This window comes from Oceanibaculum sp., from assembly GCF_022449305.1.
In the GTDB taxonomy this organism is placed as follows: Bacteria; Pseudomonadota; Alphaproteobacteria; order Oceanibaculales; family Oceanibaculaceae; genus Oceanibaculum; species Oceanibaculum indicum.
This window is the reverse complement of record NZ_JAKUSO010000085.1, coordinates 1-10818: the sequence shown is the minus strand read 5'-3', so window position 1 is coordinate 10818 and position 10818 is coordinate 1. Positions and strand designations below refer to the sequence as shown.

At 66.4% G+C, this 10818-nt stretch carries 9 protein-coding genes; 1 reads left to right on the top strand and 8 read right to left on the bottom strand.

The window, feature by feature from the left end; genetic code table 11:
- Positions 1 to 991 (top strand): glycosyltransferase (locus tag MK313_RS16870; protein WP_287783143.1); only part of this gene is annotated, 991 nt, incomplete at its 5' end.
- A gap of 129 nt (positions 992 to 1120) precedes the next feature.
- Here MK313_RS16870 and cysS read toward each other — a convergent pair.
- The 8 genes from cysS to MK313_RS16830 all read right to left on the bottom strand — a co-directional run.
- A complete protein-coding gene (cysS, locus tag MK313_RS16865) occupies positions 1121 to 2503 on the bottom strand; it encodes a cysteine--tRNA ligase (protein WP_287783141.1) in 1383 nt (460 codons plus the stop codon).
- A 48-nt stretch (positions 2504 to 2551) separates the two neighbouring features.
- The gene (locus tag MK313_RS16860; RefSeq protein ID WP_287783138.1) at positions 2552 to 3874 is read right to left on the bottom strand and encodes a glutamate--tRNA ligase; all 1323 of its coding nucleotides are present in this window, start codon (positions 3872 to 3874) and stop codon (positions 2552 to 2554) included.
- Between the two features lie 10 nt (positions 3875 to 3884).
- The gene (locus tag MK313_RS16855; protein ID WP_287783135.1) at positions 3885 to 5567 is read right to left on the bottom strand and encodes an NAD+ synthase; all 1683 of its coding nucleotides are present in this window, start codon (positions 5565 to 5567) and stop codon (positions 3885 to 3887) included.
- A 46-nt stretch (positions 5568 to 5613) separates the two neighbouring features.
- Positions 5614 to 6858, bottom strand: a complete 1245-nt coding sequence (locus MK313_RS16850; protein ID WP_287783133.1) for a CaiB/BaiF CoA transferase family protein — start codon at positions 6856 to 6858, stop codon at positions 5614 to 5616.
- 69 nt (positions 6859 to 6927) lie between these two features.
- Positions 6928 to 7626, bottom strand: coding sequence for a YkgJ family cysteine cluster protein (locus MK313_RS16845; protein ID WP_287783130.1), 699 nt, complete (start codon positions 7624 to 7626; stop codon positions 6928 to 6930).
- Positions 7623 to 8807: a nicotinate phosphoribosyltransferase gene (locus tag MK313_RS16840; protein WP_287783127.1), complete on the bottom strand. Its 1185-nt coding sequence runs from the start codon at positions 8805 to 8807 to the stop codon at positions 7623 to 7625. Before MK313_RS16840 ends, MK313_RS16845 begins: the two co-directional genes overlap by 4 nt.
- Before the next feature lie 102 nt (positions 8808 to 8909).
- Positions 8910 to 10289 carry a class II 3-deoxy-7-phosphoheptulonate synthase gene (locus MK313_RS16835; protein ID WP_287783145.1) on the bottom strand — a complete coding sequence of 460 codons (1380 nt, stop codon included), beginning with the start codon at positions 10287 to 10289 and terminating at the stop codon, positions 8910 to 8912.
- A gap of 207 nt (positions 10290 to 10496) precedes the next feature.
- The coding region (locus MK313_RS16830) for a DUF3088 domain-containing protein (protein ID WP_287783124.1) at positions 10497 to 10818 on the bottom strand (322 nt) is incomplete at its 5' end.

Below are 10818 nucleotides of genomic sequence, written 5' to 3'. Positions count from 1 at the left end.
CGCACTGCTGCATCCGCATGCGGTTCAACTTCACCATGTCTATGATTGTGGGGCGGAGACATTGGCGGTGCTCCGCCGCACCCTGCCGGATGCCCGCATCATCCTGTCGCTGCATGATTTTCACCTGCCCTGCCATCGTGACGGGCTGATGGTGACCGGGGAGGGGGCGCTGTGCGAAACGGCTCAGCCGAAGGCCTGCGCTGCCTGCTGTCCCGGCCTGTCGGCGGCGGATTTTCAGCGCCGCAAGCTGTTCCTGTCGGCGCATCTCGATCTGGTGGACGGCTTCATCGCCCCCAGCCTGTTCGCGCTGGAGCGTTATGCAGCATGGGGTCTGCCGCGCGGGAAGCTGCATCATTTGCCGAATATCGCGCCCCACGAGTCGTCCAATCCGTTGCCGCCGGAGACGTCGGAGGACCGCCGTCGCGACCGGCTGGGCTATTTCGGCAATCTGCTGCCGCACAAGGGGCTGGCGGTGCTGCTGCGCGCCTGCGTCGCCCTGAAGCGGGCAGGGCAGCGCTTCAGCCTGTCGGTGCATGGCGACGACCGGCACATGCCGGACAGTTATCGGCAGGAAATTGCACCGTTGCTGGGCGAACTGGGCGAGACAGTGACGCTGCATGGCGCCTACGCCCCGGAGGAAGCGCCGGTCCTCATGCGCGATGTGGACTGGATATTATGCCCGTCCATCTGGTGGGAGAATGACCCGCTGGTGCTGCAGGAGGCGCTGTCCGCCGGCCGCCCGGTGATCGCCTCGGAGATTGGCGGCATGGCGGAGGTCGTGCGGCGTCAGTCACTCGGTCTGCTGACCCGGGCAGGGGACGCGGAAGCGCTGGCCGAGATACTGGCGCGCTGCCTGGGCGAACCGGTGCTGTGGGCCGACTGCCGGGCGGCGCTGCGGCCCGACCCGGCACGGCATGATCTGGTGCCATTGCTGCGGCTGTATGGCCTTTTTTCACCCTCTCCCCTTGCGGGAGAGGGTGGTGAGCGATAGCGAACCGGGTGAGGGGGCGGCTCCGGCGGTGCGATACCCCCTCACCCAGCTTCGCCTAATCTCGGCTTGAGCCTCGATAAGGCTGCGCAACCCTCTCCCGCAAGGGGAGAGGGAACGTAATTTTCCAGTCTAACCCCGCTTCCAGCTGGTGCCCTGCGGGCCATCCTCCAGCACGATGCCGGCATCGGTCAGCGCGTCGCGGATACGGTCGGCCTCGGCGAAGTTCCGGGCCTTGCGGGCATCCTGCCGGGCCTGGATCATCGCCTCGATCTCGGCGTCGGACAGCCCTGCGGAGGCCCCTTCCGGCTGCCAGCGGAACCAGGCCTCCGGATCTTCGACCAGCAGGCCGAGCAGCCGGCCGGCGGCCAGCAGCCGGGCCTTTGCCTCGGCGATCTCCGCATCGCTCTCGGCCTTGTTCAGCCGGGTCGCCAGCTCATGCAGATGCGCGAAGGCGAGCGGCGTGTTCAGGTCGTCCTCCAGTGCCGCCAGCACCTCGAACGGTACCTCGCCCGGCGCCGATGGCAGGGCGGGGCCGCGCCGCAGCGCGGTATAGAGCCGGTCGAGCGCGGTCTTGCATTCCTTCAGATGCGCGCGGCTCCAGTTCAGCGGCTGGCGGTAATGGCCGGCCAGCAGGGCATAGCGGATGGCCTCGCCCGGCGCGTCGCCGCGCAGCTCCCGCACCGTGACGATGTTGCCGATGGACTTCGACATCTTCTCGTCCTCGACGGTGAGGTAGCCATTATGCACCCAGTAGCGCGCGAAGAAGCTGGCCCCGCTGGCGCAGCGCGACTGCGCGATCTCGTTTTCATGGTGCGGGAAGATCAGGTCCAGCCCGCCGCCATGGATGTCGAAGCTGTCGCCCAGATATTTGGCGCTCATCGCGGAGCATTCGATGTGCCAGCCGGGCCGGCCACGGCCCCACGGGCTGTCCCAGCCGGGAATGTCCGGTTCCGACGGTTTCCAAAGCACGAAGTCCGCTGCGTCCTTCTTGTAGGGCGCGACCTCGACGCGGGCACCGGCGATCAGCTCGTCGCGGTTGCGGCGGGAAAGCTGGCCATAGTCCGGCATGGAGGGCACGCTGAACAGCACATGCCCGTCCGCCGCATAGGCGTGGCCCTTGGCGATTAGCGTCTCGATCATCGCGATCATCTCCGCGATGTGCTGGGTGGCGCGCGGCTGCACATCCGGTTCCAGCACGCCGAGCGCGCCCATATCCTCCAGATAGGCCTGCGTGGTGCGCGCGGTGATCGTGCCGATCTCCTCGCCGGTGGCCTTGGCCTTGGCGTTGATCTTGTCGTCAACGTCGGTGAAGTTGCGGGCGTAGGTGACGGTCGGATAGAGTGCCTTCAGCACCCGGTACAACACGTCGAACACGACCGCCGGCCGCGCATTCCCGATATGGGCATAGTCATAGACCGTGGGGCCGCAGACATACATCCGCACATTGCCCGGATCGAGCGGCTGGAATTCCTCCTTCTGGCGGGTCAGCGTATTGTGCAGGTACAGCGGCACGGCAAGTCTCTTCGGTGATCGGACGATAGGATGGCGAGGCGGCGCGGATCAGCGTCGACAGAGCCGGTCCAGCACGCGCGCGCGGCCGATCAGCGGTAGCAGATTGGCAAGCTCCGGTCCATGCTCGCGGCCGGTCAGGGCGAGGCGCAACGGCAGGAACAGCGCCTTGCCCTTGCGGCCGGTGGCCTCCTGCACGGCTTTCGTCCATGCCTTCCAGGTCCCGGTATCCCAAGGATCAGGCGGCAGCAGATCGGCGGCCTTATCCAGCAGTTCAGGGTCCTCCGGGGGCGGTGTCTCGACCGTTCCAACGACGATGCGCTGCCAGTCCGCGATATCCGACAGGCGCTGGATATTGCCCTTTACCGCCTCCCACAGCGCGGCATCGGCACCTTCCGGCAGCCGGTCCGCCACTGCCGCATAGGGCAGGGCGTGCAGCAGCTTCGCGTTCATCGCCGTGAGGTCGTCTTCCGACAGGCGCGGCGTGGCATGGCCGAATTTCGCGATGTCGAAGGCCTCGATCAAAGACGGCCAGTCCGGGCAGGGTTCCGGCGGCTCGCCCTGACCGAGGCGCAGCAGCAGGGAGGCGATGGAAAGCGGCTCCAGCCCGCCCTCGCGCAGGCTCTCCAGCGACAGGCTGCCAATGCGCTTGGACAGGCCCTGGCCCTCGGCATCGCTGATCAGCGGCAGATGCGCGAAGGCCGGGGCGGCGAAGCCCAGGGCCGCGAACAGCTGCAACTGTACGCCGGTGTTGGACAGGTGATCGGCGCCCCGGATGATGTGGGTGACACCCATCTCGCCATCATCCACCACAGAGGCCAGCGTATAGAGCGGCACGCCATCGGCGCGGACCAGCACCGGGTCGCTCATGCTGGCGATCTGGATGTGGCTGTCGCCCTGCACCAGGTCCGCCCATCGTGGATCGTCGCCCTGCAGCAGGAAGCGCCAATGCGGGAGGATGCCGTTTGCCTCCAGCGCCGTCTTGTCGGCATCGCTGAGGACCAGTGCGGCCCGGTCATAGACCGGCGGGCGTCCGGCGTTCAGCTGCGCCTTGCGCTTCAGCGCCAGCTCCTCCGGCGTCTCGTAGCAGGCATAGAGCCGGCCGGACGCCTTCAGCCTGTCGATGGCCGCGTCATAGCGGTCCAGCCGGGCGGACTGGCGGGCGAAATCGTCCCATTCGATGCCAAGCCAGGCGAGGTCGGATTCGATGGCAGAGGCGAATGCCGCCGTCGAGCGTTCCCGGTCGGTATCGTCGAGGCGCAGCAGGAAGCGCCCGCCGCTCTTCCGCGCGAATAGGGAATTCACCAGCGCGATGAAGGCATTGCCCAGATGCAGCCGGCCGGTCGGGCTGGGCGCGAAGCGGACCAGGGTCATGATACCGGCCTTAGGTGCCCTGGAAGGCGTTGGTGATCGGGTAGCGGCGTTCCCGCCCGAAGGAGCGGCGGGTGATCTTCACGCCCGGCGGGGCCTGGCGGCGCTTGTATTCCGCCCGGTCCAGCATGCGCCAGATGCGCATGACGAGGTCGCGGTCCTTGCCGCTCGCCACGATCTCGGACACCGGCATCTCGTCCTCGATCAGATGGCCCAGGATTTCGTCCAGCACCGGGTAGGGCGGCAGGCTGTCCTCGTCCTTCTGGTCGGGCTTCAGCTCGGCGGAGGGCGGCTTGGTGATGATGCGCTCCGGCACCACCGTGCCGGACGGGCCGAGCAGCCCGAGCGGCAGGCCGGTTATATCCGCCTGGTTACGCCAACGGCACAGCTCGAACACGGCGGTCTTGTAGACATCCTTCAGCGCGTTGTAGCCGCCGCACATGTCGCCATAGAGCGTGGCATAGCCGACCGACATCTCCGACTTGTTGCCGGTGGTCAGCACCATATGGCCGAACTTGTTGGAGATCGCCATCAGCGTGATGCCGCGCGCGCGGGATTGCAGGTTCTCTTCCGTCGTGTCCGGCGGCAGCGCGTCGAACACCGGCTGCAGCATCAGATCGAAGGCCTGCATGGCCGGGCCGATATTGATGCTGTCCAGCCGCACCCCCAGCAGACGCGAGGCCTCCGCAGCATCCTCCAGGCTTTCGTCGCTGGTGTAGGGGGAGGGCATCATCACCGTCCACACCTTGTCGGCACCCAGCGCATCGACGGCAATCGCCGCCGTCAGCGCCGAATCGACGCCGCCCGACATGCCGATAACGACGCCGGGGAAGCGGTTCTTCAGCACATAGTCGCGTACACCCAGCACCAGGGCCTGATAGATCGTCTCATGGTCGGCGGAGGGGGCCGTCATCTCGCCTGGCGCGCAGACCCAGCCATCCCCCTCACGGGTCCAGCGGGTGACGGTTACCCCTTCCTTCCAGGCCGGCATCTGCACCGCCAGCGACCGGTCAGCGTTCAGCACGAAGGAACCACCATCGAACACCAGCTCATCCTGGCCGCCCAGCTGGTTCAGATAGGCCAGCGGCAGGCCGGATTCGACAACCCGCGCGGTGGCGATATTCAGGCGGGTATCCAGCTTGGCGCCCTCGAAGGGGGAGCCGTTGGGCACCAGCAGCATCTCGGCGCCGGATTCCTCAAGGCACTCGACGACTTCCGGCGTCCAGATATCCTCGCAGATCGGCACGCCCAGCCGGATGCCGCGGAAATTCACCGGTCCCGGCAGCGGCCCTGCCTGGAACACGCGCTTCTCGTCGAACACGCCATAGTTCGGGAGGTCGTATTTGAAGCGCAGCGTCTGAACCTTGCCGCCATCCAGCAGCGCGATGGCATTGTGCAGCTTCTCGCCTTCCGGGCCGGTCACGCGCCAGGGCGTGCCCAGCAGCACCGCCGGGCCGCCATCGGCGGTCTCCTTTGCGAAATGCTCTACCGCCTCCATGCAGGCGGCGACAAACATGCGCTTCAGCACCAGATCGTCCGGCGGATATCCCGACAGGAACAGTTCGCTGGTCAGCAGCAGGTCGGCGCCCTTGGAGGCGGCCTCCGCCCGCGCCTTGCGCAGCCTGGCAAGATTGCCATCGATATCGCCGACGGTGGGGTTCAGTTGCGCGAGCGCAAGGGCGAGCGTGTCTGTCATGTGCGGTAGAATGGCCCCGAAACCGGCGGTGTCAATTGCCGGGCGATCAAATCACCTTCGCATCCTTCAAAGTGGCGCGTTCTTCCGCGCTCAGCCCCAGCAGATCGCCATAGATCGCGTCATTGTCCGCGCCCAGCGCCGGCCCCAGGCTGGCAACACGGCCCGGCGTGTCGGACAGGCGCGGCAGCACGTTCGGAATCACCACCTCGCCGGCCAGTTCGTCCACCAGCCGCAGCAGGTTGCCGCGCGCGGCGAAATGCGGGTCCTCGGCGATGTCGGCGATGGAGTTGATCGGACCGCACGGTACCTCGCCCTTGACGCAGGCCGCCATCACCTCGTCGCGGCTCATGGAGTGCATCCAGGCGGCGACCAGCCCGTCCACCTCCTTGTGGCGGGCGAGGCGCTGGCGGGTCGTCCGGAACATGTCTTCGGCCGCCAGCTCCGGCCGGCCCATGACCTGCGCCAGCCGCTCGAACATCTTGTCCGAGGTGCAGGCGATGGCGACGAACCTGCCGTCGCCGCAGCGGAAATGGCCATGTGGGCAGGCATTGGTGGTGCCGGTGCCCTCCGGCTCGCGCAGCTTGCCGATCTTGAAGAAGGCCGGGGCCAGCTCGTCCAGCGCGCGGAATACCGATTCGTACAGCGCCATGTCGATATACTGGCCGTTACCCGTCTTGTCGCGCTGGCGCAGCGCCAGCAGCACGCCGATGGCGCCGTACAGGCCGCTCATATAGTCGGCGAGCGAGGTCGAGCCCGGCGTCACCGGCAGCTCACCCGGCAATCCTGCCAGATAGGTCAGCCCGCCGAAGGCATGGGCGATGCGCGCGAAGCCCGGCCGGTCGCGATAGGGGCCATCCTGCCCGTAGCCGGAGACACGCAGCATGACCAGGCGCGGGTTGATCTTCTTCAGCTCCTCCCAGCCCAACCCCCATTTCTCCAGCGTGCCGGGGCGGAAATTCTCGCACAGCACATCGGCCTTCGCGATCAGCTGCCGGAAGATCTCGGCGCCCTTCGGGTCGCGCAGATTCAGCGTCACGCTCTTCTTGTTTCGCCCCTCGGACAGCCAGGCCAGCGTGTCGCGCGCCGCCGGCGTGCCGAACTTGCGGAACGGGTCACCCTCGCCGGGCTGCTCCACCTTGATCACCTCGGCGCCGAATTCGCCCAGGATGGAGGCGGCGAAGGGGGCGGCGATGAAGGTCGCGCAGTCCAGCACGCGTACGCCGGACATCGGTAAGTCGGCGGGGGGCAGATCGACAGGCAGACCGGCAGCGTGACGGGTCGTCTCAGGCATGGGAATTCCGCAGTTTCGGGCGTTTTGTGATTATCGTTGGACGAACCCTATCGGGCAGCCGGAAACCGATCAAGCGACCAGTGAATCGGCGAAGATATCCTCGCCGGCCAGCCAGGCCTCGGCCGCGTCGGCACGGTCCAGCGCCACGCCAAGGGCGGCCGCCAGATCGAGCTGGGCGTCGCGGTAGCCGGCGCTCGACAGACCGTCCACCATTCCCCTTGTCAGCGCGCTGCCGATCTCGAACGGCAGCGGATAGCCTTCCATATAGAAATCATTGGCCTTTTCGAGAATCTCCGTGCGGCACGCCGCCTCATCGAAGGAATTGAAGCTGCGGCAGATCAGTGGCCGGGCCTCATACGCGGCGCAGCGGCCGTTTTCCAGCAGCGGGCAGGCCTGCCGGAAATGCCGCCGCGCCGCGCTTTCCAGCGGCAGCAGCAGCGCCTGCCGGGCAGCAATCCGGGTGCGCAGCGCCTCGATCGCTTCCGGCGAGAAAGTCGTGCGGATGTAGTGCGCCAGACGCAATACGGTGATCGCCTCCGTCACCACCGGCAGGTGACAGCAATGGCTGCAACCGGCATCGCAGGCGATCTCCTTGGTGGGAGGCAGCGAGGGCTTCAGGCTGTTCACTGCCCCGTCATGGATATCGGCAGCACCCTTGGCCAGCGCATAGACCATGGTGGGGGTCCGATTCTGGGGCAGATGGCTGCAATTCTCCTGCATCGCCTCCGACAGTTCCCCCAGAATATCCTTCAGCGCAACGAGGCTCATCTATCCCCCGATGCCAGCCCCATGGGCGATCCGGGGGGCGATCCGGCCTTCTGCATCTCTTCCCAGCGCTGCATCAGGAATTCGCGGCCCAGCTTCACCATCGGCTTGCCGTCATAGGCGATGATGTCGGCGGTGGCGTAGGTCTCGCTCCATTTCTCCGGCAGGTAGGAGCCGGTGCCGATCACATCGACCGGCGCCTGGGAGACCGCCATCATCCGGCATTTTTCCGGCGAGAATCCGCTGGAGGCAACGATCCTGACCTTCGGGAAACCGGCCTGGTCCAGCTGTTCGCGCATGTGCCAGATGGCGGCGGAGGAGACGCCGGTGCCGATCAGGTAGCGCAGCTCCTTCTCGCTGCGGTAGCCGCGGATCGCCTCCGGGCAGTTGCGGTCCAGCACGGCGTAGCTCTGCGCCATATCCAGCCCCTCGACATGGCGGCCGCCATGGGTGTCCATGCGGACTGACAGGCGGCCGGCCGCTGCAAGCTCAGGGAATCGGCGGCAGACGTCCAGCGCGTCGGTGATCTCCTGCCCGAAATAATCGACCAGCACGGTCATCGGCTCGTCGGGATAGGCCTCATGCAGCATTTCCGCTGCGCGCAGGGTGGAGCCGGCATAGCCGATCAGCGCATGCGGCATGGTGCCCAGCCCCTGGTTCTGGCCGAAGAAATGCGCGGTCGCGTCGGTGGCGCAGCCGATGAAGCCGACGGCGCCGACCTTCTTCTTCGCCTTTTCGGAGCCGACCGAGGCGCCATAGGCCATCAGCTCCATCATTTCCTGCCCGGCACAGTGGCGGGCGTCCATCGCCAGGAAGGCGACCTTCGGCAGGTCGGAACAGATGGTATAGGCGTTGTAGGCGGCGACGCAGGCCGCGCCGATCTTCTGCAGGAAGATGGTCTCCAGATCGACCAGATGCAGGAACGGCCCGGTGATGTACATCATCGGATCGCCGGCGCCGACCCAGGCCCCTTCCTTGAAGTTCGGCGCGATATCGAAGCTGGTGCCGCGTGCCTTCGCCACGCCCTGCAGCCAGTCGATGGCGAGGCGCGGCGCAAAGGTGACGGGCCGCCGCATGAACACGCCATAGGTGACGCGGGCATCGCCGAAGCGGCGGACGACCTCCTTGCTTTTCAGGAAGTATTTGTCCGTCAGCTTCGGAATATCGTTGATGTCGGGAGTCATCGCCCTTGCAGCCGCCCGCCTTGCGGCGGGCCGGCCCTTCCGTTGGTCCGCGGCTCCCTTCCCGGCGCGGTTCTTAACCGGCCGGGAAGGGGGCGTGGAAGGTTACTGTGCCGCCTGGACCCGCCGGTCGACGGTGCGGGATTCCTTCAGCTCGGCCGCCAGCAGGAAGGCCAGTTCCAGCGCCTGCGAGGCGTTCAGGCGCGGATCGCAATGCGTGTGGTAGCGGTCCTGCAGGGCTTCCTCGGTGATCGCCTGGGCGCCGCCCATGCACTCGGTCACGTCCTGGCCGGTCATTTCGAAGTGAATCCCGCCGGCATGGGTGCCCTCGGCCTGGTGCACGTCGAAGAAGCGCCGCACCTCGGTCAGGATCTGGTCCACCGGCCGGGTCTTGTAGCCGGTCGAGGACTTGATCGTGTTGCCATGCATCGGGTCGGACGACCAGACCACCTTGCGGCCCTCGCGCTCGACCGCGCGGATCAGCGGCGGCAGGTGCTTTTCCACCTTGTCGTGGCCCATGCGGGCGATCAGCGTCAGGCGGCCCGGCTCGTTCGTCGGGTTCAGGATGTCGATCAGCCGCAGCAGATCGTCCGTCGGCAGGCTGGGCCCGCACTTCAGGCCGATCGGGTTCTTGATGCCACGGCAGAATTCGACATGTCCACCATCCGGCTGGCGTGTCCGGTCGCCAATCCACACCATATGGGCGGAGGTGTCGTACCAGTCGCCCGTGGTCGAATCGACGCGGGTCATCGCCTGCTCGTAGGGCAGCAGCAGCGCCTCGTGCGAGGTATAGAACTCGGTCTCGCGCATCTGCGGAACGCTGTCGCCGGTGATGCCGCAGGCATTCATGAAGGCCAGGCATTCGTCGATACGGTCGGCGATCTCGGCATAGCGTTCGCCCTGCGGGCTACGCTCCACGAAGCCCAGATTCCAGCGATGCACCGAATGCAGGTCGGCGAAGCCGCCCTGGCTGAAGGCGCGCAGCAGGTTCAGCGTCGATGCCGATTGGTTATAGGCACGCAGCATGCGCTGAGGGTCGGGCTGACGGGCCTCGGCCTCGAACTCCATGCCGTTGATGATGTCGCCGAGATAGCTCGGCAGCGACACGCCGCCGATCTCCTCTGTGGGGGAGGAACGCGGCTTGGCGAACTGGCCGGCCAGACGACCGACCTTCACCACCGGCACGGCGCCACCGAAGGTCAGCACCACCGCCATCTGCAGCAGCACCTTGAAGGTGTCGCGGATGTTGTTCGGATGGAATTCCTTGAAGCTCTCGGCGCAATCGCCGCCCTGAAGCAGGAAAGCCTTGCCTTCCGACACCTTGGCCAGCGCCTTCTTCAGCTTGCGGGCCTCGCCGGCAAAAACCAGCGGCGGATAGACCGAGAGCTGTTCTTCGGCAGCGGTCAGCGCCTCTGCGTCCGGATAGGACGGCATGTGCTTTACCGGCTTCGTGCGCCAATTCTCAGGCGACCATTTCTCGGCCATCATCTTCACTCCCGCAGCGGAACCTGTCCCGGTTCCTATTTCGTATCCCAATTCCGTACTACTGTGCCGCCAACCGGCATTTATCCACAAGTGGGTTGTCCTGTTTAGCAGCGTCAAGCGGGGCATGCCAGAAAAACGGCGCTTATCCCTGCCAGGAAGGCGCAGGGGAGGCATGCCGTGGGATGGCTTGTACCGTCGTCTGCGGTTCTAGGGATGCGGATCGGGGAAACCGTGCCGCTCCGACAGGGCGGCGAGGATGGCGTCCTTGCCGGCGACCAGCACCCTTCCTTCATGTGTGCCGGTTTGGTGCGCCGATGACGCGCCCTCCGCCAGCACGAGCAGGGGCACGGACTGGTTTGCCTCGCCGGCCAGGGCGATGACCGGCTGCCTTGGCCGGGGCCAGGCGATCCGCACGACATCCAGGCGTTTGGCAAGTTCCGGGAAGGACGCCAGCACCCCCTCCATCAGCGCGCAGTGCCAGCAATAGAAGCGTTGGCCGGGGTAGGCTGGGTCCGTGAAGTCCGGGCGC